16 protein-coding genes and 1 riboswitch are annotated in these 25,237 nt (G+C 45.4%); of the genes, 5 read left to right on the forward strand and 11 right to left on the reverse strand.

Annotated elements, in window-relative coordinates; genetic code table 11:
- Positions 1–41: 41 nt before the first annotated feature.
- From SHEWPOL2_RS11290 to SHEWPOL2_RS11300, 3 genes are all read right to left on the reverse strand, one after another.
- Positions 42–1,331 (reverse strand): amidohydrolase family protein, encoded by a 1,290-nt coding sequence (locus SHEWPOL2_RS11290; protein WP_037428287.1) that lies wholly within the window; start codon positions 1,329–1,331, stop codon positions 42–44.
- On the reverse strand, positions 1,331–4,405 hold the full coding sequence (locus tag SHEWPOL2_RS11295; RefSeq protein ID WP_037428289.1) for an amidohydrolase family protein: 3,075 nt from the start codon (positions 4,403–4,405) through the stop codon (positions 1,331–1,333). Before SHEWPOL2_RS11295 ends, SHEWPOL2_RS11290 begins: the two co-directional genes overlap by 1 nt.
- Positions 4,406–4,612: 207 nt before the next feature.
- Positions 4,613–5,005, reverse strand: a complete 393-nt coding sequence (locus SHEWPOL2_RS11300) for an H-NS family nucleoid-associated regulatory protein (RefSeq protein ID WP_037420523.1) — start codon at positions 5,003–5,005, stop codon at positions 4,613–4,615.
- Positions 5,006–5,314: 309 nt separating this feature from the next.
- On the opposite strand from SHEWPOL2_RS11300, the gene SHEWPOL2_RS11305 reads away from it, so the two are divergent.
- The 3 genes from SHEWPOL2_RS11305 (at position 5,315) to SHEWPOL2_RS11315 (ending at position 8,931) form a co-directional block, all read left to right on the forward strand.
- Positions 5,315–6,064 (forward strand): electron transfer flavoprotein subunit beta/FixA family protein, encoded by a 750-nt coding sequence (locus SHEWPOL2_RS11305; protein WP_037420526.1) that lies wholly within the window; start codon positions 5,315–5,317, stop codon positions 6,062–6,064.
- A complete protein-coding gene (locus SHEWPOL2_RS11310; RefSeq protein ID WP_037428291.1) occupies positions 6,065–6,991 on the forward strand; it encodes an FAD-binding protein in 927 nt (308 codons plus the stop codon).
- 95 nt (positions 6,992–7,086) lie between these two features.
- Positions 7,087–7,283, forward strand: a riboswitch (Lysine riboswitch).
- A 79-nt stretch (positions 7,284–7,362) separates the two neighbouring features.
- A complete protein-coding gene (locus tag SHEWPOL2_RS11315; RefSeq protein WP_037428292.1) occupies positions 7,363–8,931 on the forward strand; it encodes a Na+/H+ antiporter NhaC family protein in 1,569 nt (522 codons plus the stop codon).
- A 92-nt stretch (positions 8,932–9,023) separates the two neighbouring features.
- Here the strand turns inward: SHEWPOL2_RS11315 and SHEWPOL2_RS11320 are convergent, their stop codons facing one another.
- The gene (locus tag SHEWPOL2_RS11320) at positions 9,024–11,174 is read right to left on the reverse strand and encodes a M3 family metallopeptidase (RefSeq protein WP_037428298.1); all 2,151 of its coding nucleotides are present in this window, start codon (positions 11,172–11,174) and stop codon (positions 9,024–9,026) included.
- Positions 11,175–11,344: 170 nt separating this feature from the next.
- A complete protein-coding gene (locus SHEWPOL2_RS11325) occupies positions 11,345–13,459 on the reverse strand; it encodes a cytochrome c3 family protein (RefSeq protein WP_037428301.1) in 2,115 nt (704 codons plus the stop codon).
- A 538-nt stretch (positions 13,460–13,997) separates the two neighbouring features.
- Here SHEWPOL2_RS11325 and SHEWPOL2_RS11330 point away from each other — a divergent pair.
- Together SHEWPOL2_RS11330 and SHEWPOL2_RS11335 are read left to right on the forward strand one after the other, a co-directional pair.
- Complete coding sequence (locus SHEWPOL2_RS11330) at positions 13,998–14,576, forward strand: thymidine kinase (RefSeq protein ID WP_037420539.1); 579 nt, start codon at positions 13,998–14,000, stop codon at positions 14,574–14,576.
- A gap of 282 nt (positions 14,577–14,858) precedes the next feature.
- Entirely contained in the window at positions 14,859–17,930 is a 3,072-nt protein-coding gene (locus SHEWPOL2_RS11335; protein WP_037428303.1) for a transglycosylase domain-containing protein, read from the forward strand.
- A 125-nt stretch (positions 17,931–18,055) separates the two neighbouring features.
- On the opposite strand, the gene SHEWPOL2_RS11340 is transcribed toward SHEWPOL2_RS11335, so the two are convergent.
- The 6 genes from SHEWPOL2_RS11340 to SHEWPOL2_RS11365 form a co-directional block, all read right to left on the reverse strand.
- The gene (locus SHEWPOL2_RS11340) at positions 18,056–19,435 is read right to left on the reverse strand and encodes a sigma-54 dependent transcriptional regulator (protein WP_037428305.1); all 1,380 of its coding nucleotides are present in this window, start codon (positions 19,433–19,435) and stop codon (positions 18,056–18,058) included.
- On the reverse strand, positions 19,432–21,243 hold the full coding sequence (locus tag SHEWPOL2_RS11345; protein WP_037428308.1) for an ATP-binding protein: 1,812 nt from the start codon (positions 21,241–21,243) through the stop codon (positions 19,432–19,434). The genes SHEWPOL2_RS11340 and SHEWPOL2_RS11345 overlap by 4 nt, the downstream gene beginning before the upstream one ends.
- A 99-nt stretch (positions 21,244–21,342) precedes the next feature.
- Positions 21,343–22,740, reverse strand: a complete 1,398-nt coding sequence (locus SHEWPOL2_RS11350) for a TRAP transporter large permease subunit (protein WP_037428311.1) — start codon at positions 22,738–22,740, stop codon at positions 21,343–21,345.
- Positions 22,740–23,384, reverse strand: a complete 645-nt coding sequence (locus SHEWPOL2_RS11355) for a TRAP transporter small permease (protein WP_037420550.1) — start codon at positions 23,382–23,384, stop codon at positions 22,740–22,742. The genes SHEWPOL2_RS11350 and SHEWPOL2_RS11355 overlap by 1 nt, the downstream gene beginning before the upstream one ends.
- Before the next feature lie 65 nt (positions 23,385–23,449).
- Entirely contained in the window at positions 23,450–24,469 is a 1,020-nt protein-coding gene (locus SHEWPOL2_RS11360; RefSeq protein WP_037420553.1) for a TRAP transporter substrate-binding protein, read from the reverse strand.
- 392 nt (positions 24,470–24,861) lie between these two features.
- Positions 24,862–25,092 carry a hypothetical protein gene (locus tag SHEWPOL2_RS11365; RefSeq protein ID WP_011073026.1) on the reverse strand — a complete coding sequence of 77 codons (231 nt, stop codon included), beginning with the start codon at positions 25,090–25,092 and terminating at the stop codon, positions 24,862–24,864.
- Positions 25,093–25,237: the final 145 nt, after the last annotated feature.

A 25,237-nucleotide genomic window follows, 5' to 3' on the forward strand; every position in this document is an offset into this window, starting at 1 on the left:
CCATGGACTGCGCGGTGCTGTGCGATTTATCTCAGTAAATTCTATCGCTTAAGATACTTTTGATAAAGCTGCTGGTGGCGATTATTCAGATCTATTTGTCTTCCTTCAATCCAGATCGCATCAATTTTGTTGCTCATGGGGTCGAGGATATCTCCGTCACTCAGCACAACGCTGCCCTGATAGCCTACTTCGATAGCGCCTAAATCCTTAATCCCTAACAGCTTTGCAGCATCTAGTGTGACAGATTTCAATGCTTGCTCTGCCGTTACGCCATAAGCGGCACTGTAACCTGCGGCATAGGGTAGGTTACGACTGTTCCAATCCGATGAAAAGCCAAGCGCATAGGGAATGCCTGCGCTCGCAAGTAACGACGGGATTTTAAACGGTAAATCTACCGGTTCATCTGTACGTTTAGGTAGGCTTAGGGTGTGCGGGTAAATCACACTGGCATTCACCTCCCTTAAACTTGAAGCCAATCGCCACGCATCATAACCGCCGACAATGACCAATTTAAATTGATATTTTTTAGTCAGGGCAATTACTTGCTCGATTTGGTTAACACTGTCTGCGTGGGCAAATAGCGTTGCTTTACCTTGATACAGTGGCAACATGGCCTGCCAACGCAGATTAGGCTTGTGGTCGGCATCCGGTGTATTTTGGCTCAAAAAGTAGCGGTAACCATCTTCAAAGGCTGTGATGAGTTGATTGATCGTCTGCTGATTTTTTTCAATCGCTTTGGCTTTTCCTTTTTCATCCTCTGGCATGCGTTTTATCTGTGGCCAGTAAACATGAAATTGGCCTTCACTGGGGTGCAATGCATCTTCAATGGTCCACGCATCGAGGTCTACGACTACCGATTGCCCTGCTAATCCTTCACCACTGGGGACAATTTGTGCGTGAGTGATGCCATTATAGCGAATGGTTGGCAGCAGCTCCGAATCCGGGTTGTAAGCCGTTGCTGCACTAATTTGCGGGTTAAAGTCACCGACTTCAGCGTTATCTACGGTCGGGCGAACCATCTCGATTTCCACTAAGCCAAGACTGGTATCCAGTGCAATAAGGCCTGGATATAAATGCTTACCCGTAGCATCGATGATCTGCATCTGGCCATCAGCCTCATTGGCGCTTAGCTGTGGCCCTAGCGCGCTGATTTTACCGTTTTCAATCAACACATCGGTATTGGTTAAAACCCCTTGGCTGACCGTATGCACAGTGGCGTTTTTAATCAACACACCGTGAGTTTGTTTAGGCGTAGGGATGAGATTATGTGCCTGCACGGACAAGGTGATGGCCAGTGTCGACAGCAGCAAGGTTGTGGGTAAGTGCTTCATTATTTTGCTCCCTGATGATGTTGGCCCCAAGCCTGATAATGGGTATCGCAGTGCCATTGTGGCTCGTTAAGCGGTGTAACTTTTTCACCCGCCTTAGCGTTATCATCACTACTGAGAATTTTTTGGATAAGAGCGGCACGCTCAGCCACCACTTGCTGCTGGGCAAGCTGGTCTTGGTCGCGATCGAAGTAGCGTTTGCCTTCAACCCAAGCCTGGGTCACTTTGGCATAAATCGACAGCGGCTCGGCGTTCCAAAGCACAATATCGGCCATTTTGCCTGGGGTGAGTGAGCCAACATACTCATCGACTCTGAGCTGTTTCGCTGGGTTGATGGTCACCATATTCCAGGCATCTTCCTTTGACATACCGCAATACATCATTGACTTAGCTGCTTCTTGGTTGAGTCTGCGCTGCATTTCGTAGTCATCGGAATTGATACTCGTCAGCACACCTTGTTTTTGCATTAGGCACGCGTTTTGCGGGATCGCATCATAGACTTCGAACTTATAGGCCCACCAATCGGCAAAGGTCGAGGCGCCCGCACCATGGGCAGCCAGTTCACTGGCAACCTTGTAACCTTCAAGCACATGGGTAAAGGTTTGCACTTTAAAGTGGTAGGCTTCGGCTAAGCGCAGGAACATTAAGATTTCCGACTGTACATAAGAGTGAATATGCACATCGCGCTGTTGCTTAAGCACTTCGGCCACCGCCTGCAGGCGATAACTTGGGCGCGGTGCGAGGGTTTTCTTCTTCTCACTGCTGCGTAAATCATCATAATCCTTCAGCGCATTCTCATAGGCGAGTGCTGCATCGAAGGTTTCTTCAAATAAGGCTTTTACCCCCATGCGTGTCTGCGGGAAGCGCTGCACAAACTTTTCGCCCCAGTTACTCTGTTTGACGTTTTCGCCAAGGGCGAATTTGATACTGGCAGGGGCATTGGCAAACTTTAGCTGTTCTGCGCTTTCTCCCCACTTCATTTTTATTAACTGGGATTGGCCACCAATAGGATTAGCGCTGCCATGGAGTAATTGTGCGCTGGTCACGCCGCCCGCGAGTGCGCGATAGATGGAGACATCTTCAGGATTAATCACATCGCCAATCCGCACTTCAGAGGTGACTGCGTCTGTGCCTTCGTTGGTGCCGCCGTTGATGGCAATATGGGAATGCTCATCGACAATCCCCGCTGTTAAGTGCTTGCCCGTTGCATCGAGGACTTGATATCCAGAAGGCGTGTTGAGTTGCTGGCCGATTTTTTCAATCTTGCCATTGGCCATTAGCAGATCCGCATGTTCCAAGATACCTTGTTTATCTGAGGTCCACAGGGTGGCATTTTTAATATGGAGTTTCTCGGCTTTGGGCGCCTCACTTAAACCATAGGCGACGTTAGGGTAGGTAAGTTGACTGACTAAGGTTTGCGTTGCATCGGCTTTAGGCGTGCTTACTTGCTCCGTCTTTAGCGGAGGCGTAAGGGCAATACCAGCAACATTAATGCTACGACTTTGGGCGTCTACCATCCGGCCTTGAATGCCGTCTTTGGCAAACCAGAGGGTAAAACGGCTGATCCCATGAATGCCTGCATCAGTTAAATTGGCGTTAAAGCTGACGCGGCCGTCGTCTTCAAGCTTGAGGTTGGAGAGTGGAATACTCTTCTCGCCACTGCTCAAATTTCCTTGCAAAGTGGTTTTACCTGCTTTGTCTGCTTCTTCAAGGCTCAAATCTAAAGTTAAATTATTCAACGTCAGCTGATAGTCACCCAACATCTTGGCTTGTGAAAGTGAGCGGATGGCTTGTTCTTGTCCCTGTAGCCAGACACTGTAAATCTGTCCGTCTTTAAAAATATTGCCCTTAGTAATGACAAAGTCCGCCATATAGCCCGGGGCAAGTTTTCCGGTCAAGTCAGCGGTTCCTGCCATTTCAGCAGCTTGAGTGGTGAGGGCCGCGAGGGCTTTATCTTCGCTGAGTCCTTGCGCAATCGCTTGACGAAGGCGTGGCCAAAACGCCTCGGTCTTAATGCCAAATTGGGTAAACGCAAAGGGGATACCTGCATTTGCTACTGCGGCAGGGTTTGTGGGCGCGCGCTCCCATTGTCTGAGTTCTGCAAGGGAGACTTCGCGATCGGCATCATCGGTACCCACATCGGGTGCTTGTGGGTAATTAAGAGGAAGAATTAAAGGATAATTCAGAGCCTTTAATTCGTTGATCCGAGCATATTCTTGGCCACTTGCGAGTAAGTTGGCGGGCTGCTTATGTTCTTTGAGTAGGTTAGCTGCACGCAATAAATCGTTCAGATTTTTTGTTTCGAATACGATTGGTTTCTCGGCTAAGTTATCTAAACGTTCGAAGGCAATATTAAATTCAATTTGAGGTGTAGCTGAACTATTAACCGATTTGTGCTTATTTTGGTTATACCAGTTAGCATCAGCAAAGGTTTGCCTGATAAGCGCGATGCTACCCATGAGGGAATTGGGGTAGTCTTGTTCTGACGTACCTTTATCGAAGGCCATAAAAGGTTGGCTGCGTGCGCGATAAATTACCTCGTTGGCAGTTTTGTCCGCGAGTGAAAGACTGACACCCGTGCCTCGGAAAATACCATCGAGTTTACTACTTTGTACACTGGTAAAGCCGTTATTGATCCAATCTCGTGCGCGTTCTTTATTGGGGTAAATGTAATTAAACCATTCTTTTTCAGCGTGAATTGCACCATTTTCAGCATTCCCGCCAATACGCTTAATATCATATACCGGACGAGTGAGCTGCAATTTGGGATATTCAAACTCGATAGCATAATCGGTAAAAGGATCGATAAAGCCGGGATAAATAGTATAACCACTGAGATCGACTTTTAGTGCCGCCGCGGGGATATCACCTTGGTCAATAATGGCTTTGATCCGATTGTTTTCAACTAATAATGTGGCATTTGAGAGTCGTTTCCCCGGTGCAAGAATTAATTCTGCATTGGTCAATGCAGTTAACTTATTGACGGGAGTGATGGGATTGGCCTCGGCAAAAATGGGTTGAGATACAAAACTACTTATTATGCCGCAGCTTATTATTATCTTATTGTTTATCTGCATTTTTTATTCACTTAGACGGAGGGTGAATAAAGAGTAACCTAAAGTAGATGTAAATACTAAAGATGAATTGTAACGCAATTTAAGCATTTACTTGAATGACAATGGGCGGGGTGGGATAGGCATAAAAAAGCTCGCAGGGCGCGAGCTTTTTTATGTTACTCAATGATAATAGCGAATGGCTATTGTCATTACCATTACGGTATTGGATTAGATTAAGAAATCATCCATAGAACGGCCTTTATTGACTTCGTTCTTAAATACTGTTGGCATACGGCCTTGACCTGTCCACTGGATCACTTCGCCATCAACTTCAATTTGGTATTTCGCTGGACGAGGAGCGCGTTTCTTGCTCGAGGCTTTAACTGCAACACCACCTAAATCGTCGATTGATAAACCAACGGCTTCCATTTGTTGACGGATTTCTTCAATTTTTGCATTACGAGCAGCAATAGCTTGCTGTTCTTCTGCTTCCATTGACTCACGCTCAACTAAAATTTTATCTAGTTTAGCCGCTAAATCACGCAGTTCTTCAACGCTAAGATCTTTTACCGCAGCTTTAAAACGACGACCGTGAGTTAATATCTCTAAAAATTCGCTCATATCTATTTTCGTCCCACTCTATTTTTATTACAGGATAATGGTGAACAACAGCTAAATGATAGAAACTAATATTGCTCGAATCAAATAAAATTATGCAATAAACAAAAATTAAATATTATTTAATTTTTGAACTTTTTATATATGGCAAATAAGTGTTCAAAAATGTGGCCAATACGACAGTCTTAAAAATGCAAACAAGCGTTTGACTTTGGTTGACGTTAACGTTAACAGGACGTAAAGTGGCTCTATCCTGCATTGGTGATCACCAATGTTTTGTCCATGTACATGAAAGTGTAGGAAGGAAGCCCTATGAAAGTATTGGTGCCTGTTAAGCGCGTAGTTGATGCCAATGTGAAGGTCAGGGTAAAAGCTGACAACACCAGCGTTGATACCGCAAACCTCAAAATGGCGTTGAACCCTTTTTGTGAAATTGCAGTAGAAGAAGCGGTTCGTTTAAAAGAAGCGGGCAGTGCTACTGAAGTAGTGGTCGTCAGCATCGGCAATAAAGCCGTTCAAGAACAATTGCGTACCGCATTAGCATTAGGTGCTGATCGCGCGATTCACATTGATACTGAAGAAGAGTTAGCACCAGTATCAATTGCCAAATTACTTAAAGCCGTACAAGAAAAAGAACAAGCGCAATTAGTGCTGTTTGGTAAGCAATCCATTGATGGTGATAATAACCAAACGGGCCAAATGTTTGCTGCATTAACGGATATGCCGCAAGCGACCTTTGCTTCAGCAATTAAAGTTGAAGGTAATTCACTTCAAGTTGCTCGTGAGATAGATGGTGGTATGCAAACCTTAAATCTACCGTTGCCAGCTGTGGTGACTGCGGATTTACGTTTGAATGAGCCACGTTATGCCTCATTACCTAATATCATGAAAGCCAAACGTAAGCCATTAGATGTGCTGACGGTAGCTGATTTAGGTGTGACGCTCAAAGCGCATCAAACGGTGATCAAGGTAACGCCGCCTGCTGAACGTAAGGCCGGTATTATGGTTGCGTCGGTAGCAGAGCTGGTTGAAAAGTTAAAGAATGAAGCGAAGGTGATCTAAATGGCCATTTTAGTATTAGCAGAACACGATAATGCGGCGCTGAAATTGGATACCGCTAAAGTTGTCACCGCAGCTCGTGCGATCGGCGGTGATGTACATGTATTGGTGGTGGGCCATCAATGTGGTGCAGTGGTGCAAGCTGCTCAAGCTCTACAAGGTGTCGCGCAAGTATTAGTCGCCGATAACAGTGCTTATGAAGCGCATTTAGCCGAAAACGTGGCTAAATTGCTGGTGGACTTAGCACCAAACTACAGCCATATTCTCGCAGCGGCATCGAGTGCGGGTAAAGACACGTTACCGCGTGTGGCAGCACTTTTAGATGTGGCGCAAATTTCGGAAGTGATTGGCGTGGTGAGTAGCGATACCTTTGTTCGCCCGATTTATGCGGGTAACGCCTTAGCGACAGTTCAAAGCCATGACGCTATCAAAGTGATGACAGTGCGTGCCAGTGCCTTCGATGCGGTGACACAGGGTAATAATGCTGCTGTAACTACCTTGGATAAAGTGTTTGAAGCCAAAGCTCAGTTTGTGTCTCAAGCGCTGACAGTTTCAGCACGTCCAGAGTTAGGTAATGCTAGCATTATCGTATCTGGTGGCCGTGGCATGGGCAGCGGTGAAAACTTCGGCATGTTAGAGCAACTGGCTGATAAGCTTGGTGCCGCAGTAGGAGCTTCGCGTGCGGCGGTTGACGCAGGCTTTGTTCCGAATGACTTGCAAGTCGGTCAAACTGGTAAAATTGTCGCACCTAACCTCTATATTGCAGTAGGTATTTCAGGCGCGATCCAACATTTAGCGGGAATGAAAGACGCTAAGGTGATTGTGGCTATCAACAAAGACCCTGAAGCGCCTATCTTCCAAGTTGCCGATTATGGCCTCGAAGCTGACCTGTTCGAAGCCGTTCCGCAGTTGATTGCAAGCTTAAGTTGATTTTATTTGTGAGCTAAGTCAAAGTAAGCGGCTTCGCGGTGGTAACTGCTTAGCCGCTTATGTTTTTATGAGCCTCACGCCCATGTATGGGCGTTCTTAGAAGTAGAGGCGCACCAAATATCAGTAGTGATCAGTAGGGTGATTCCGTTGATCGTTCACGAAAGGATTTGGTGCCGAAGTAGTTTGATTTATCACGATCAACTGCTGGGGTTGTGTCTAATAGGTACAACACTGCCATAGTATTTCCAGATACGGATATTAGGAATAGTTACTATGGAGCGCTACTGATAGGACAGGTGATCTTGGGTATCTATTGCCTTTTCCCACCAGTTCAGTCGCCCTCCATTCGTATTTTGACGAAGAAATAATCAATGACTGTAGTTAGTTATGCCGATTCGGCGCTTTCTTTGCTCCCGCCTGTGGTTGCAATTGTATTGGCGATTTTTACTCGCCGAGTGCTTCTTTCCCTCGGTTTAGGAATTGTGATTGGAGTATTATTGCTCAATCAATTTTCTCCTGTGGCCAGCGGTGAGTTTTTATTTAGCAGTGTAAAAGGACTTTTTTGGTCGGAAGATAGCGTAAATTCTTGGAATTTATACATTCTCGGTTTCTTGATTGTATTGGGGATGATCACCGCTCTAATTACTGTGAGTGGTAGTGCTCGGGCATTTGCTGATTGGGCAAGGTTACATATTCGTAATAAGCGCGATGCGAAATTACTGACGATGTTTTTAGGCTGTGTTGTTTTTATTGACGATTATTTCAATAGTTTAGTCGTTGGGTCTGTCGCAAGGCCTGTTACCGACCGTTACCATATTTCCCGCGCTAAGTTAGCTTATTTATTAGATTCTACCGCAGCACCAGTTTGTGTCATTTCACCGGTATCAAGTTGGGGCGCTTATATTATTGCGTTAATTGGCGGAATATTAACAGCACATGGTTTTGCGGACTCTGGTCATTTGAGTGTCTTTATTCAAATGATCCCTATGAATTTCTACGCAATTTTCTCTTTATTATTACTGCTTTGTGTGGCGTTTATGGGCTTAGATGTTGGCCCTATGCGTGAACATGAATTAAATGCCATGCGCGGTAATTTATACGATGAGACTAAAGGTTTACCGCCAGGTGCTAATGCTGATTTACCCGAAGCTGAAACAGGTAAAATCCTCGGGTTATTCCTACCTATCACAGTACTGGTATTTGCGACCCTGTATTTTATGATCGATAGCGGTGCTCAAGTATTAGCTAAAGAAGGCATTGAATTTAATATTATTTCTGCTTTCGAGAAAACCGATGTGAGTTCATCACTGTTCTTTGGTGCCCTGATTGGTTTAGCGGTTGCGCTGGTACTTAACTTAGTGCAAGGCGTTGAAAAATCAATGGTATTAAAAGGTGTAGTGCAGGGCGCTCGCTCTATGTTGCCTGCGATTTACATCTTGTTATTTGCTTGGACCATTGCAGGTGTGATCGGCCAGCTTGAAACCGGTAAGTTTATGGCTAGCCTAGCCACTGGGAATATTCCCTTTGCTTTCTTACCTGCATTAATGTTTGTGTTAGCGGGCCTGACTGCATTCTCTACTGGAACCAGTTGGGGTACGTTCGGGATTATGCTGCCGATAGCTGCGGATATGGCGATGGGCAGTCACACAGCCATGATGTTACCTATGCTGGCTTCGGTATTAGCGGGGGCGGTATTTGGTGATCATTGTTCACCGATTTCTGATACCACTATTTTGTCGTCGACGGGGGCCAGTTGCCATCATATCGACCACGTAGTGACGCAGCTTCCCTACGCCGTAATCGTTGCGCTGATCAGCATGATCGGCTACGTAGTGCTTGGCTTAACTGAATCGGTCAATGCGGGATTAGTGACTTGTAGCATATTGTTTGTATTGACGATTTTTGGTTTGCACATTAAATCCAAAAGTACGGCTTTATAAGTCCGTGATTTAACTTCGCTCTTATATTGAGAATGTGAAACAAATCAGCCAGCAACTATGCTGGCTGATTTTTATCTACTCAGTATCTAAAATTACTGAGTCTGATTGAGTCCACGGCGGTTGAGTAAACCTTCAGTGGTAGGCTCTTGGCCGCGGAAGTTCTTGTAAGCTTCCATTGGTGCAATACTGTTGCCCACTTCGCGAATGGTCTTACGGTATTTCATGCCGATCTCACGGTTTAGGCCGCCTTGGGTTTGCACATAGGCAAAGGCGTCAGCCGCTAAAATTTCACTCCACATATACGCGTAGTAACTTGCTGAGTAACCACCTGGGAAGGCGTGGGCAAAGTAAGTTGACTTATAACGTGGCGGTACAGCGGTGATATTTAAGCCGTGCTTTTTCAGCGCATTAGCCTCAAAGGTCGCTACATCTTGCTGTGGAGCGTCTGGGCTTAATGAGTGCCATTCCATATCCACTAGCGCCGCAGCCATATACTCTAACGTATCGAAGCCTTGGTTAAAACTGCCGGATTTTAACAGTTTTTGCAGTAACTCATCAGGGATAGGCTTGCCTGTTTCGTAGTGTTTGGCGTAGTTGGCTAACACTTTAGGGTGGGCCGCCCAATCTTCTTCGAAAGTCGATGGAAATTCCACAAAGTCACGGGATACCGAAGTCCCAGAAAGACTTGGGTAAGTCACTTTGGAGAACATACCGTGGGTACCGTGGCCCATTTCGTGGAACATCGTGGTGACTTCGTTATAGCTGACGAAGGTCGGTTGGCCATCAGGCGCCTTTTTAATGTTCATCACGTTAACTACGACAGGCTTAGTACCTTCGAGGAAGGATTGCCCTACAAACGAGCTCATCCATGCGCCACCGCGTTTGCCTTCACGGGCAAAGTAATCAGCATAGAAAATCGCCATGCTTGAGCCATCGGCATCAAACATTTCATAGGCTTTCACATCTGGGTGGTATACAGGCAAATCTGGACGTGGTTTTAACGTCACGCCATACAACTCTTTAAGCGTATAGAACACGCCGTCTTCGAGGACGCGGTTAAATTCGAAGTAGGGACGAATGCTATTGGCATCAAGAGCGTATTTTTCTTGGCGGACTTTCTCTGCGTAAAACTCCCAGTCCCATGGTGCGAGCTCAAATTTGCCACCAGTCTTGTTGATCATCGCTTGGATATCGGCCGCTTCTTTCTCTGTGTTGGCGACTACGGCTGGCACCATAGAGCCAAACATGCTGTAAACCGCTTCTGGCGTTTTTGCCATTTGCGGTGCAAGGCGATAGCTAGCCCAGTTCTCATAACCTAAGAGAGCGGCACGTTCGGCACGTAATTGCGCTAGACGAGACACTAAAGATGCGGTTTCGTTTTCACCCGTTAAGCCACGGTTAGCCGAGGCTTCCCAAATGCGTTGGCGCAGTTCACGGTTCTCTAAAGAGGCGAGTATTGGCTGGCGAGTAGTGTTGGTGATATTGATTAAGTACTTACCTTCATGGCCTGCTGCCTTGGCATCGTTTGCTGCCGAGGTGATTTCGCTGTCACTTAGGCCCGCCAGTTGTTCTTTGCTATCGACAACAATAGCGATTTCTTTGGTTAAGCGTAGTAAACGTTGAGAGAACTCGTTGGTCAGTGTTGATTGTTCTTCATTTAGGGCGCGGATTTTTACCTTCTGCTCATCGGTCAGCTTAGCGCCAGCCATGATAAAGCGCTGGTGATACACCTCAACCAAACGTACCGCTTCAGGCGTTAAACCTAAGTTATTGCGGTCGTTATAAATGGCTTCAATACGAGCGAATAGCGCAGGATTAAGGTTGATGTTATCCGAGTGAGCAGCCATTTTGGGGGCCATTTCACCTTGGATTTTACGCAGGGCTGGATTGCTGTTCGAACCTGCGAGGTTGTAAAACACGCTCGATGCACGGTTGAGCAGGGCGCCGCTTTTTTCCATGGCGACAATTGTGTTATCAAAGGTCGGCGCAGCAGGATTGTTAGCAATCGCTAAAATTTCTTGATACTGCTCTTTAATACCTTGTTCTAAAGCGGGCTGAAAATGCTCGTCTTTAATAACACTAAAATCAGGTGCTTGATATTGCAGTGTACTGGCTTGGAATAAGGGGTTTTGGGTTTGTACTGCGGTGACATTTGCAGCTTTTGTATCTTGAGTGCTACAGCCTGCGAGTGCTCCGGTCATCAGTGTGGCGCCAATGGCGATGGCAATAAAACTTTTACGCATAGTTGAGTGATTTCCTTAGAATTGTAGTTTTTGTGACTCTAGCGTTACTAACTTAAATAGGACTGAAAACCTATGGGATGAAGTTGTAAGTAAAAGTAAACAAAAAAGCGCCCCAAGGTTACGGGGCGCTTTGAACTATTTTCTTGCAGGGAAAATAGCGGGACGATTAACTATTTACGGGTGAAGTTGTGGTATTTGTCGATACCTGAGCTGCTACCTGTGTTATGGCAAACAGCACATGCTTCTCCTGTTGGTTGTTTGAACCAATCACCTACTGCAGGAACGCTGATCTCGCCACCATTGCTAGCCATGTGAGCTTTGACTGCATCGCCTGTGTGGCAAGCATAGCAGTTAGCGGTGACAGGGCTGGTCATTTTGTTACCAGGTTCAAGGATGTATTGGTTTGGTATTTTGTTTAAATCAATCGCGGTTTCGTGACAGGCAACACAGCTTGTGACTGGGTTGATTGCACCTGCACCGTTAGCGGTTTTCGCTTGAGTGCCATCGGCCTTCATCTCACCGACATTCGCACCGTTGCCCCAGTGCCAGCTGTGCACCATAGGACCAAAACCAGCACCGAGTGTGGCTGATGTCCGTGCCATACCGTTATCATGGCAAGCTACGCAAGCCTTACCGCCTTCGTCAAATGCGCCATTTTTGTGGAATGCGGTGGCATCATTGTGGCAAGTAGTACAGCTGTTATCACTGACTACGGTGCGACGTTCAAAGGCGGATACTTTGGTTGCAGTCGCAGGATCGACTACATCAGAGTATGCGGTGAACGAGACCCCCATTGAGCCGTCATAGCCATTGGCTCTGAGGCTGCCATTGCTTTGATAGCGTTGGTTACCGTCGTACTCCATCCAACCTGCGGTGCTGAAGGTCACACGTGCAGAGTAGACATAGTTGGCGTTTACAGGGCTGATATCGGTCAGCAAATGACAGATATTTTTAGTACCATCAGCATTGTAGCCATAGTAATAGTTAGTACGGTTACCTGGGCGACCGACTAAGCTATTTTTTTCGTAGGAATGCAGATAAGCACCTGCGTAAACAATCGGTTTCTTAGCATCAAATACCAGCGGATTTGAGTAGTTGAAGTTATCTTTAATGCTAAAGATATTACCGTCAGTATCTTTTACTGTCAGAGTGGTACACCAGCCTGGTGCGGTAACGGCAGAAGCTGCACCAGTTGGCGCATAATGATCTGTTTTTGTTGAAATATCATCAACTTTAACAGGGGTAGATAATTCAAGTTTATACTTAGCACGTAATGCTTGGCGCTCAGTAATACCTGTTTTACCTTCATGCATCGGACGGACATCTGCACCATTACTTGGCACAATCGCGCCTGGTACACCACCAGTATTGTGACAGTCAATACAGCCTGGGCCAGAAACACTAATATTGGTTGGAGCTTCAACGTGGCAAGAACTACAGTTCATCACGCTGAAATCTTTAGTAAATTTCTGGTGATTAATGTGGCCAATCTTAGACAGTGTGTTGGTTGCATAACCGCCGATAGAGAAACCTTCGGCATTTTTTGCTGCAAAGCTAACTGAGCCGTGACAGACTAAACAGCCTTCAACGAAGGTGACTTCGCTGTCCATACCGGTTGCTACATAACTAGCGTGACGACGTGGGCTTGTTGAATAGTCTACGTGACAGGAATAGCAACTATCGGTCGTGGTTGAATGAGTTCCCTCTGGCTTGTTCACCACCAGCGGTGCTGAGCGAGCAATGCCAGTTTCAGCATTACCGCCGACTCTGAGCCATACAATACCTTCGGTACCAGCGTTAACACCTTTCATTGGGGCTTTAAAGCTATAGTGACCATCGCCTAATGAAGTGAGCAAAGCGCCCTCAGTTGCTTGAGTCGCAGCGCCACCGATATTGACGTTATCTTTGACAGGATTGCCACTTGCGTCGGTTTTGTCGGCTTCATTTCTATTATTGATAAAGCCTTTATCGGTTAATGCTGCAACTTTGGCTTCAGCATTTTTCAGTCCATTGATTAAGTTGCCATTTTCGTCAGTGATCTTAAATTCATAGGTGATATTGCCTTCACCAAAGCTATAGTTCAGTACTTTTACATTGGTGACTGTTGAACTCGTGACTGGTGGTGGAACCCAAGGTTCACCCGGTGTTCCCGGTGTGCCAGGTGTCCCCGGAGTGCCTGGCGCGCCATCTACACCATCTTTACCATCACTGCCGCAACCTACGAGAGCACCGGTAAGTGCTAAGGCGACAACGTATGCCAGTTTTTTAGAGGTGAATATTCTCATCATAATCTCCATTAATCCAATACGCATTTAAAGGCACGGATTGCAGCACTAACGTTTGCAGGGGAGATTAGTGCTTTGAACCGCTGATTTCATTTGCAAGCATCGAATACTTTTATTTTTTAAATTGAGTACTTTTGGTCTCGGATGAAATATTACTGTTATTGATATGTTTGTTTTTTGAACCAAACCGCATTTAGGACTATAACTTTGGAGGTAGATCGCATTTCTAAACTTTTGTTAATGTGATTCTTCTTAATTAAAACAATATTTAAGGTTAAATTAAGGTTGTTGTAACAATTGCGCTTTTATGGCTTTATCTGTTTCCATATGTTGAGCGTTGAACAGAAATACGAACAATGATTTTCAAAGTTGATTGACCATGAAATCACTAAAATATCCATTCTAGATATTTAGATTGAGATTTCAGTATAAAAGCTGAGAAAGGCCTAGTGTGCTAGGGTCAAGCGCAATGCTAAACTAAGCGGCATAAACTCTGGTGACAGAGATATGATCAATCAGTTTGAAAAAGGGATTCATTTTGGCGCAATTGTACTTTTACTATTCAGCAATGAATGCGGGTAAATCTACCTCTTTATTACAATCTTCCTATAACTACCGTGAGCGCGGTATGAATACGTTAGTGATGACGGCTTCTATCGATGATCGATACGGTAAGGGCAAAGTAGCTTCGCGGATTGGTATTGAGACCGAGGCGCAGGTTTTTAGCCGTGATGACAACTTGATTGAAATGATTACCGCTGCCCATCAAGTGAATCATCTGAGTTGTGTGTTGGTAGACGAATGCCAGTTTTTAACTAAAGAACAAGTCAAACAACTTACATACATTGTTGATAATATAGATATCCCTGTATTGTGCTATGGATTGAGGACTGACTTTCAAGGTGAGCTTTTTAGTGGTAGCCATTATTTATTAGCTTGGGCAGATAAATTAATTGAGCTAAAAACCATTTGTCACTGTGGTCGCAAAGCGAATATGGTGGTGCGGCTAGATGGTGAAGGAAAAGTCATGCGCGAAGGTGAGCAGGTCGCAATTGGCGGTAATGAAAGTTACGAATCGGTATGCCGTAAACATTTTCGTGAGTTTATTTGGGATTAACCTAAGCTCGGTTAGCACTTAACCAAAATATAAGAATTTTTGTGCTAACCACTTTGAGGCTTGCTGCCAAGTCATTAAAATATGGTGAGATATAACACATATAATCCATCATCCAAGAGCAGCTAGGTCTTGTTCGAGCAAGGTATAAGAATGTATCGTGGCGATACACTCAGATAAGCATAAGTGTGAGTTTTGCCGTTGTACTTCATGTTGGTTTATTAAGCATAAGTTGGGAAAAATCCCACGTAGAAAGGATGTGTTAAGTGATTTTTTGGAGCCGTTTTGCCTAATTCTACGCAAGAAATGCAATTTGAAAACTATCGTCCTCGTCCGCCACAACCCGAGCCTAAGGCAAAGCGTGAGCGTAAGCCTAGATCTAAAGGGCGTGCTTGGTTTCTATTATTTATTCTTGTTTTTTGTTTAGCGATTTTGATTGGTCAGGAGGTCAAAACCTCTTATTACCAGTCTAAGTATATTCACCAATACGCTAAAACTCTGACCTATGAGCTGAAAAACGAGCCCACTCAGTCGATTATCTATCCAAGTTATGGTCCCTTCGATGAGCGTCATGGCTACAGTAAATTGCCACAATATATTGATCGCTTATTGCAACGTAATTTCCAAGTGACACAGCAGGTTGAGTTTTCTCCTGCGTTGCAGGAATACGCCCAGATAGGCTTTTTCCCGCCTTACCATGAGAAAGCACAATCGGGTTTGACCTTGCTCGACTGTCGCAATACCGATCTCTACGAGTTCACTTATCCAAAACGTGTGTATCAGGATGACGATAAAATCCCTAATGAAATCGTCAATACTTTGCTGTTTATTGAAAACCGCGAGTTGTGGACCACAGAGCCAAAACTAAATCCGGTGATTGATTGGCCACGTTTTATTGTGGCGGGGATGAGCCAAATCGCTGAAATGGTGGGGATGAATGTCTCAACCGCCGGTGGCAGTACACTGGCGACGCAAATTGAAAAGTTTCGCCATTCTTCTCAGGGATTAACTTTAAGTATCAAGGATAAATTGCTGCAAATAGCCTCAGCAACAGTGCGAGTGTACCAACAGGGAGAAATCACTGAACCTGCCCGTAAACGTATCATCCAAGATTACTTAAACACAGTGCCTTTATCCTCAGCCCCTAACCATGGTGAAGTGCATGGCATAGGTGACGGCCTATGGGCTTGGTTTGGTACAGATTTCGATACAGCAAACCAACTGTTGTCTTCCCCCCAAATTAAAGCTAATACAGCCAAACGTGGTCAAGTGTTTCGCCAGGTGGTGGCACTGATGATTGCTCAGCGTCGTCCTTCCTATTACCTATTACAGGGACATGAAGATTTAGAGAATCTAGTTGATAGCCATATCCGTTTACTCGGCCAATATTATCTGATTGACCGTAAACTCAGGGATGCCGCACTAGGACAAAAATTACAGTTTAAAGTCGCTAAACCTCAGCGTAATACCCAATCGGGCGCAGACAAGGGCGTTAACACTATCCGTATTCGTACAGCGGGTATGTTGAATGTCGGGTTATATGATTTGGACCGACTCGATTTAACCGTGAATAGTAGTCTACACAGTGAGTTACAACAGCAAGTAAGTAACTACTTACGCAGCCTTGGGCAAACTTCAACGGCTGAAAAAGTCGGACTTTTAGGTGAGCGTTTACTCGAACCTAGCCAACTGCAAAACGTACTCTACAGTTTTACGCTGTATGAAAAAACCGCCACGGCCAATCGTGTACGGGTACAAACAGACAGTACTGACCAACCTTTCGATATTAACGAAGGTAGTAAGTTGGAGCTTGGGTCGACGGCAAAGCTAAGGGTGCTCGCGACTTACCTTGAGATCATTGCTGAAATTCACGATAAGTATTCGAAAAAGCACGGCATTGAGTTGGAGTCGATTGTGATTGAACCTCGCGATCATCTCACGCGCTGGGCGATTGACTATTTGATTGTCAATCCCGATAGGCGCCTTGATCGTATGCTCGATGCTGCGCTGCAACGGGAATATTCCGCCTCGCCTAATGAGCAGTTCTTCACTGGCGGTGGTTTGCATGTATTTAATAACTTTAAGAAAACGGAAGATCTTAAGATTCCGACCATGTATCAAGCACTGCAAGACTCGATCAACTTGCCCTTCGTGCGTTTAATGCGTGACATTGTCAACTACAGCAGCAGTATGCAAAACGAAGGCAATATGGCGCGTTTGCTGCGCAATGATAAGGATCCGCGCCGAGAGGAATATCTGCGGGTATTTGCTGATCGTGAAGGCAATACCTTCGTGACTAAGTTCTACCGTAAATATAAGAAAGTGGCACCCAATGAGCGTTTAGAACTGTTTTTCGATGGTCAAACCCAAGCTGAACAACAACTCACTGCGGCTTATCGTTATTTGCAGCCTAATGAGTCTATCGCCGCCTTTAAGGCCTTTTTACAGCAGCGGCTACCACAAAATAGTTACACCGATAAGCGCATCAAAGAGCTATATAACAAGTACGGCCCCGAAAAATATAACCTCCCAGATCAAGGCTATATCGCGCGGGTGCATCCGCTTGAACTCTGGGTACTCGATTATTTGAATCAACATCCTGAAGCTAACCTCAACGATGTGAAAGAGGCCAGTAAAGATGAGCGTCAGGAAGTCTATCGCTGGCTGTTTAGAACTCGGCACAAAAACGCGCGGGATGTGCGTGTACAAGTAATGCTGGAGGTCGAAGCTTTCCTTGATATTCATCAGCGTTGGGCGCGTTTAGGCTATCCCTTTGAATCTATGGTGCCTTCTTTAGGTTCGGCGCTCGGTAGCTCGGGCGACAGACCTGCTGCTTTAGCGGAATTAATGGGGATTATTCAAAACGATGGTTATCGTTTACCGACGGTACGGATTAATCAATTGCACTTTGCTGAAGGTACGCCCTATGAAGTACGGCTCGAAAACCAAAATACCCAAGGCGAACGAGTGATGCGTCATGAAGTCGCCCTGGCGTTAAAGGCGGCGTTGGCAAATGTCGTTCAAAACGGTACTGCACGACGTCTTAAGGGTATCTTTACCGATGATAACGGCGAGATGCTGGCCATTGGCGGTAAAACGGGTACGGGCGACAACCGTATTGTGACCCAGATGCAGCAGGGCCGAAAAGTCGCTACCACGGCGATGAACCGTACTGCGACTTTTGTGTTTTACTTAGGTGATAACTACTTCGGCACCTTAACTGCCTTTGTGCCGGGCAGTAAGTCCGATGATTTTAGTTTTACCTCGGCGCTGCCATTACAAGTGATGAAAGGGATGATGCCTATTCTTGCGCCTTATGTGAAATCATCAAAAGGTATGTGCGTGCGGGATGAGTAATGACTCACTTTTGCAATATGCGTTTTTGAAACATAAGCATTTTAATGCGAGTTTGAAGTTCCTTAGATAAAGCAAACCCCGCAGCCGTGAACCGGTTTGCGGGGTTTTTATTGGCACCGACAAGCTTATTCGTCGGCGTTGATATATTGCTTGCGGTCTAAATCGTACTTACGCATCTTGTCGTACAAGGTTTTGCGGGGCAGTTCGAGTTGTTCCATGGTTTGCTTAATACTGCCTTTGTTATGACTTAAGGCCTCTTCAATCAAGACTCGCTCAAAAAACTCAACCCGTTGCAGTAAGGACATACTGGTATGCAGACTCGGTGCATTACCTAAGGTGCCAGCGAAGGCGGCTTCACCACCGAGTAACACATAACGCTCTGCCAGATTTCTAAGTTCGCGCACATTACCCGGCCAATCGTGGGAGGTAAGGATGGCATTTTGCTCGGCATTGAGGGCAATCAAGGCCTTGTGATAGCGCGCTGATGCCATACGAGCAAAATGTAAGAACAATAAAGGGATATCTTCGCGGCGATCCCTGAGTGGTGGAATTGGCACAGTCACCAGATTCAAGCGATAGAGCAAGTCTTGGCGGAATTCCCCTGTGTCACATAGGGACTTTAAATCCACTTTAGTGGCGGCAATCACCCGAATGTCCAAATGGATGCTTTTATTGGAGCCTAGGCGTTCGACCTTGCGATCTTCGAGCACCCGCAGCAGTTTGACTTGTAACGACAGCGGTGTACTTTCGATTTCATCTAAAAAGAGTGTGCCACCATTAGCGTACTCAAACTTACCTATCCGTAGCTTATCGACGCCGGTAAACGCGCCGGCTTCGGCACCAAAGAGTTCGCTCTCAATTAAATTTTCAGGAATAGCGCCGCAATTAATAGCGACAAAGTTGGCCTGATTGCGACTACTGTGGTCATGCAGATAGCGTGCGACCAATTCTTTACCCGTGCCAGTTTCACCTTCGATAAGCACATCTGCGGGGGTGTCGATAACTTGGTCGATAATATGGCGCATACGCAAAATGCCGACGCTGTGGCCTAATATTCTTGGCCCTGGCACGTTATGGCTTTCTAACTCTTTCTTTAACTTGCGGTTTTCGAGGGTAAGGCTGCGTTTATCCAAGGCACGTTTCACCACATCTAACATATGCTCGTTGTTAAAGGGTTTTTCGAGAAAATCGTAGGCACCTTGCTTTAACGCATTGACTGCCATAGCGATATCGCCAAAGCCAGTGAGTAGCACGACGGGTAAATCGGGATCTTGCTGGCGAATTTGCTGCATTAGGCTGATGCCATCGAGTTGCGGCATATTCACATCTGAAATCACCACACCTGCCCAGTCTCTATCAAGGAGTTTAGCAATGCCTTTAGGATCGGTGGTGGCAAAGGCTTTGATGCCTTCAAGCTCAAACAGTTGTACCAGGACTGTGCCAATATGGGGCTCATCGTCGATGATCAGTACGCTATAGTCTTGAATTGAATTGGGAAGACTCATGATGACTGGCGTTCCTCAGCTAAATAAATCGGTAAAAAAATGTGGAAAATGGCGCCGCCGTCCTCGGCATTGGCAACATTAATCTGCCCCTGCATAGACTCAATAATGCGCTGGGAAATGGATAAACCTAGGCCAAGTCCTGTACGCTCGCTAGTGGTAAAATAAGGCTCAAAAATTTTCTCCATTTGGCTTTCGCGTACTCCAGGGCCTGAATCTTGAATACTGATACAGAACTTGTCCTGACAGTTTACCCTAATACTCAGTGTACGTTTTGGAGATTGCTGCATGGCAACTACCGCATTGCTCATAATATTGACAAACACTTGCTGCAAGCGCACTTTGTCGCCCCAAACCTGATATTGGCCTTCAGGTAGCAATACATCGAGTTCAACCCCTTGTTTGTCGATTTCGGGCTGCACTATGGTTAGAGCTTGTTTTATACAGCCCTTAAGATCGGTGGCACTATCCGCACCTTTGCTCTTACGGGTAAAGCTTTTAAATTGCCCAACAATATCGGCTAAGCGGTCGGTCAGCTCAATAATGATTTTCAGGTTATCCAGTGCCTTATCTTGCATATTGCGGGCAAGGAAAGTTTGAGTATTTTGCGCGTAGCTGCGAAGGGCCGCTAAGGGCTGATTAAGCTCATGATTGATACTGGCGGATAAACTACCAATCACGGTCAGCTTAGCGGCTTGGATCAGTTCATCTTGGGTATCTTTTAGACGATCATTTGCCTGCTGCAGATCTTGGGTACGCTCCTCGACCCGTTGCTCTAACAAACTTTGTGCTAATTGCATACGCTGCAAGTTACGGCGCCGCTCGCTGCTAAAGAGTAAACCTAAGGCAAGCAGCAAGTAGATAGATGCCGATAGCAGCATCAGTGCAGGTAAAGAGTCATGTAGCGGTTTTAATGGTGCAAGAATATGTACTCGCCAACCCGCTTTAGTCATCAAATGGTGGGTATCCATATATTGCGCTTGATTATTGCCTTGGCGGATTTGGTAGATATGGCCGCTGCTGAGGCTATTTTCTTGATATTGCGGTTTTATTAATAGTTCACCTATCGGGCGTTCGGCGTAACGCTTTGAGGCATTTAAGGCATATTGTTTGGCCTGAGTCAGTGGTGTGAGTGAGGTTAAGCGCCATTCATCTACACTTGAAATAAACACGATATCGTCGGGATCGCTGATTAAAAATTGGTATTGGCCAGCCATTGCAATACTGGTGCTTTGCTGTTCAATATCGGCGATATCCACTTTTACAATAATGGCACCCAGAATGCCTTTTCCGCCTTGCTGATAAATAGGATAAGAAAAGTAAAAACCGCGTTTATCCGAGCTAGTGCCCACCGCATAGTAGCGGCCTAAATTGCCCGAAATCGCATCGGTGTAATAGGGTCTGAAGGAGTAGTCTTTGCCGATAAATGAAAAGGGCTGTTGCCAGTTGCTGGCTGCGACTGCAATGCCGAGGGCATCAATAAGATAAATATCAGACGCCTCTGTCACATGCTGAATTTCCTCTAAATACAGGTTGAGCTCTTGCACCTTCTTGGCATTTTGTTGATCGTTGAGCACATTGGCGAGCATGGGATTGGTTGAGAGTACATGAGGGATGCTTTCATAGCGTGACAGGGCGCCATCTAAGAAGCTGACTAGCTCTTTGAGTTGTTTCTCAGATTGTTGTTGGATGTCTATTTTTCCCTGATAAAAATGCACCCAGTACGTTAATTTTAAGATGGCAAACAAACCCGCAAGTAGCACTATGGTCATGAATAGACGTTTTTTGGCTTTAGGCGTCATGGGCAACATAGCAGGCGATCCTGATCCACACTGAATAAAACAAAGCGAGCCTGAGTAGGCTCGCTTAAAAACTATCTAGAATCAAGGAATAATCTTTATTCCTGAAGATTAATATCCATTAAGCTTATCCAGTAATTCTGGCAAGAATAGCGAGATTTGTGGCACGTAGGTGATCAGCGCCAGGAAGGCCAACATCAGTGCTAACCATGGCAGTACGGATTGGATCACCCAACCAATGCTGCGGCCAGTGATCCCCGCTGTCACAAAGAGGTTAAGCCCAACAGGCGGCGTTAGCATACCAATCTCCATGTTGACCACCATAATGATGCCTAAGTGGATAGGATCAATACCAAGTTGAGTGGCAATCGGAAATAGAATTGGCGCCATAATTAACACGATCGCTGATGGCTCCATAAAGTTACCCGCCGCTAATAGCAGTAAGTTAACAATGATTAAGAAGCCCCAAGCGGGTAGCCCCATCCCCACAATATACTCGGCAATAATATGGGGAATACGTTCAGTGGTGAGCACGTGTGCAAACAACATGGCGTTGGCAATAATAAACAGCAGCATGATGCTGACCTTGGCACCATCACGCACCACATGGCGAATTTCTTTGTCGATTGGGGTTTTTATCAGCCCTAGCACCATATGACCTAAGTTACGAGCGATCGCGCTTGGGATGGCTTCATTAGGGTTACGCCATGCGACATTTTTCAATGGACCAATATCACGATATCCAAATACCGCAATAAAGTATGCATACATACAAGCCACGGCAGAGGCTTCAGTTGGGCTGGCTACACCGCCGTAGATTGAACCTAACACGATAAAGATCAGCGCCAGACCGCCTAAGGCTTTGGCACTTGAAATTCCCAGTTGCTTAAAGCCAGGGAAGGGACGTGATGGCAGATTCTTAAAACGGGCGACGATATAAATCACTATCATCAGTAGGAAACCCATCATTAAGCCTGGGATTAAACCCGCCATGAACATTTTAGCCGCAGAGACTTCTGTCGCCGCTGCATATACTAGCATCACGATTGAAGGTGGGATCAAAATCCCTAAAGTGCCAGAGGTGGTAATTACCCCTGAAGCAAACTTTTCGGGATAACCTGCTTTTACCATGCCAACGATAACAATTGAGCCAATTGCGGCTACTGTCGCTGGGGAAGAACCTGAAACCGCGGCAAATAACATACAGGCCATCACAGAGGCCATGGCTAAACCGCCACGGATATGGCCGATACTATCCATTGCAAAGTCGATGATCCGCCTTGCCACGCCACCGGTTGATAGGAAAGCCGAGGACAGAATAAAGAAAGGGATCGCCAGCAGGGTGTAGTGCTCTGACGATGACTCATAAAGTTTTAATGCCACAGAGGCGAGGGAATCGTTGGAAAAGAATAAAATCGTCAGCATGCTCGAGAAACCTAACGCAATTGCGATAGGCATACCTAAAAACATACAGACGAGTAGGGCAGTAAAGAGGGTCGCAATGGCCATTACTTCGCTTCCTTATTGTCTGTTTCTTGTTGTGCGTGCTGAGCAGCTTCATCAATTAAATGCATGCTTTCTTTCGCTTCATCGGCAAATTGGAACCCAGAGACTTGGTTGCGCAGGATAGCGATAAACAGTTCTAAGAAACGCCAAGTCAACATGCTAAAACCAATCAATAGAATGCTTTGGGATAACCAAATTGGCACAGCGCCGTCTTCAATATCAATTTTTAATGTGTTCCAAGCAAAGTCAGGATCTAAGCTGTTTAACAAAAACTTAGGGAAATGAATATCTTCCATCGGAACGCCAATTTGGTACATCTGCGACAGATATTGCCAGCTACCTTTTAGAAATAGTCCGCAATAAGCCAAGCAAATCAATGCTGTCACTAGAGATGTGAGCTTTTTAGCTTTAGGTGGTAGATTTTTTACAAACGCATCAACACCGATGTGAGCGCCGACTTTCACCCCATAGGACATACCAAAGAGTACAAACCAACCACACAGGGTTAAGGTGAGTTCTTGGATCCATAAGAAACCGGTATTGAAGAAAAATCGTGCCACTACCTCTGTAAACACTAAGAGTGTCATTAAGGTGATCAAGAGATTGAGCACCCCTTCTTCAAAGTAACCAAAAATTCGCGATATCACAGCTGTACTCCCCTCGCTCAAATACCGCTTAACCTCAAAATGAGATTAAGCGGCTTATTTCATTATTATTTATTTGCAGCAACAGCGGCTTCAATCACATCTTTACCGACTTGATCTTCAAACTTAGCCCATACTGGTTTCATCACATCAACCCATTGTTGACGTTCTGCTGGGGTTAAGGTCACCAATTGAGAACGTTTTGAATCAAGGATTAATTGCTTGTCTTCGTTATCTTTTTCTGCAGCGATCTTGTTACCTAAAGCGATAGATTCGTCTAATGCTTCTTTGATCACTTTACGTTTGTCCGCAGGTAAGCTTTTCCAGAAGGCATCAGAGGTCACGACCATGTAATCCAATACGCCATGGTTACTTTCTGTAATATGGCTTTGAACTTCATAGAATTTTTGTGAGTAAGTGTTAGACCAAGTGTTTTCTTGACCGTCGATTGCGCGGGTTTGTAGCAGGGTGAACACTTCTGAGAATGGTTTTTTCACGGGGATAGCGCCAACTGCATCAAACTGTGCGGCTAATACGTCAGATGCCATCACGCGGAATTTTAAGCCTTTAGCATCAGAAGGTTGCTTGAGTGGTGCGTTAGCAGAAAACTGCTTCATACCATTGTGTAAATAGCCTAAACCCACAATACCTTTGCGGCTCATTGAGTTGAGTAGTGCTTGACCAGCTTCACCCTGTTGGAAACGGTTTACTGCATCCATGTCATTGAACAGGAAAGGTAAGTCGAAAACTTGTAAGCGTTTGGTGTAACGTTCAAATTTTGAGAGTGAAGGTGCTACAAATTGCACATCGTTTAGCAATAGTGCTGCTAACTCGTTGTTATCCCCAAATAACTGTGAGTTAGGAAATACACTGACCTTGTATTCACCCGGTAAACGTTGCTCAACGAGTTCTTTAAACTTCAGTGCCATTTGGCCTTTAGGCGTATTTTCTGCCACAACGTGTGAAAACTTAATTTCAATCGGTTCTGCAAATACGTTAAAGCTGGTTGCGAATACGGAGGCAACGGCGAGCATTTTGACTAAGGTTTTGAGTGGACGGGTCAATCCAGTTTGTTGATTCAATGTCATTTTGAGTTCCTTTTTCTGTTGTTAGGATTTGTCCTCAGCCTTGGTTAGTTTGTTACCAAGTGTGAGTAGGAATACAGCCTTGATTTCCCTGAGGTCTGTCTTAATAAAGGCAAATACCACGCCAACTTACGATGGATTCTGTAAGTGTTTGGTTAATAAAGTGTAGTTCATTTGACGTTTGTCACACTTTTAGTTTTGTGGGTGAGATCTCGCTCACGTTGATTTTGCCTATGGGTGGAAATCCACCCAAACTGCATTTTGTGAGATATGAGCTGAGGTTTTTAGCTTGATGGTTAACTGAGCAAAATAAGTTGCTTTTAGATCAAAAACGGTTTGAAAAATGACTGTGGAGTAGGGGGAGGTGACATGGATAAAATAAAGCACAGTGACGGTCAGCCGTGATCTTCGCCTATTCTTTTTAAGATCTCATCACTTGGGAGTAACTCCAAGTGTCCACGTTCATCGAAATACCAGCCAGTAATAAACCCTTTTTGGCGCATACTCACAAGGTTTTGCATGACCTCACGGGCTTCTCTTAAGGCAGTTTGCTCGTCACAGGCATGAGTATGTTTAAGATAAGCGGCGATATTGGTGAGGGATGCGGATTGACTGACGCTAGCCATAGTGCTGATCTCCAAATAGCTCAAGACAATGGATCAGCGCGTTTTAGCCAAAATCAGGGTAAATACTAGGTAATGGACTCAATTAACGTCATGCTGATTTAGAACAAGCATAGTTGAGATACTAAGGCGGTAAAGTTTTTGAGGT

Source organism: Shewanella sp. POL2, from assembly GCF_000282755.1.
In the GTDB taxonomy this organism is placed as follows: Bacteria; Pseudomonadota; Gammaproteobacteria; order Enterobacterales; family Shewanellaceae; genus Shewanella; species Shewanella xiamenensis.

Coding starts and splice junctions, on each gene's coding strand:
- SHEWPOL2_RS11295 (WP_037428289.1), bottom strand. CDS start 4,405: ATGCAGATAAACAATAAGATAATAATAAGCTGCGGCATAATAAGTAGT.
- SHEWPOL2_RS11340 (WP_037428305.1), bottom strand. CDS start 19,435: ATGAGTCTTCCCAATTCAATTCAAGACTATAGCGTACTGATCATCGAC.
- SHEWPOL2_RS11345 (WP_037428308.1), bottom strand. CDS start 21,243: ATGTTGCCCATGACGCCTAAAGCCAAAAAACGTCTATTCATGACCATA.
- SHEWPOL2_RS11365 (WP_011073026.1), bottom strand. CDS start 25,092: ATGGCTAGCGTCAGTCAATCCGCATCCCTCACCAATATCGCCGCTTAT.
- SHEWPOL2_RS11325 (WP_037428301.1), bottom strand. CDS start 13,459: ATGAGAATATTCACCTCTAAAAAACTGGCATACGTTGTCGCCTTAGCA.
- SHEWPOL2_RS11310 (WP_037428291.1), top strand. CDS start 6,065: ATGGCCATTTTAGTATTAGCAGAACACGATAATGCGGCGCTGAAATTG.
- SHEWPOL2_RS11300 (WP_037420523.1), bottom strand. CDS start 5,005: ATGAGCGAATTTTTAGAGATATTAACTCACGGTCGTCGTTTTAAAGCT.
- SHEWPOL2_RS11290 (WP_037428287.1), bottom strand. CDS start 1,331: ATGAAGCACTTACCCACAACCTTGCTGCTGTCGACACTGGCCATCACC.
- SHEWPOL2_RS11305 (WP_037420526.1), top strand. CDS start 5,315: ATGAAAGTATTGGTGCCTGTTAAGCGCGTAGTTGATGCCAATGTGAAG.
- SHEWPOL2_RS11315 (WP_037428292.1), top strand. CDS start 7,363: ATGACTGTAGTTAGTTATGCCGATTCGGCGCTTTCTTTGCTCCCGCCT.
- SHEWPOL2_RS11320 (WP_037428298.1), bottom strand. CDS start 11,174: ATGCGTAAAAGTTTTATTGCCATCGCCATTGGCGCCACACTGATGACC.
- SHEWPOL2_RS11360 (WP_037420553.1), bottom strand. CDS start 24,469: ATGACATTGAATCAACAAACTGGATTGACCCGTCCACTCAAAACCTTA.
- SHEWPOL2_RS11350 (WP_037428311.1), bottom strand. CDS start 22,740: ATGGCCATTGCGACCCTCTTTACTGCCCTACTCGTCTGTATGTTTTTA.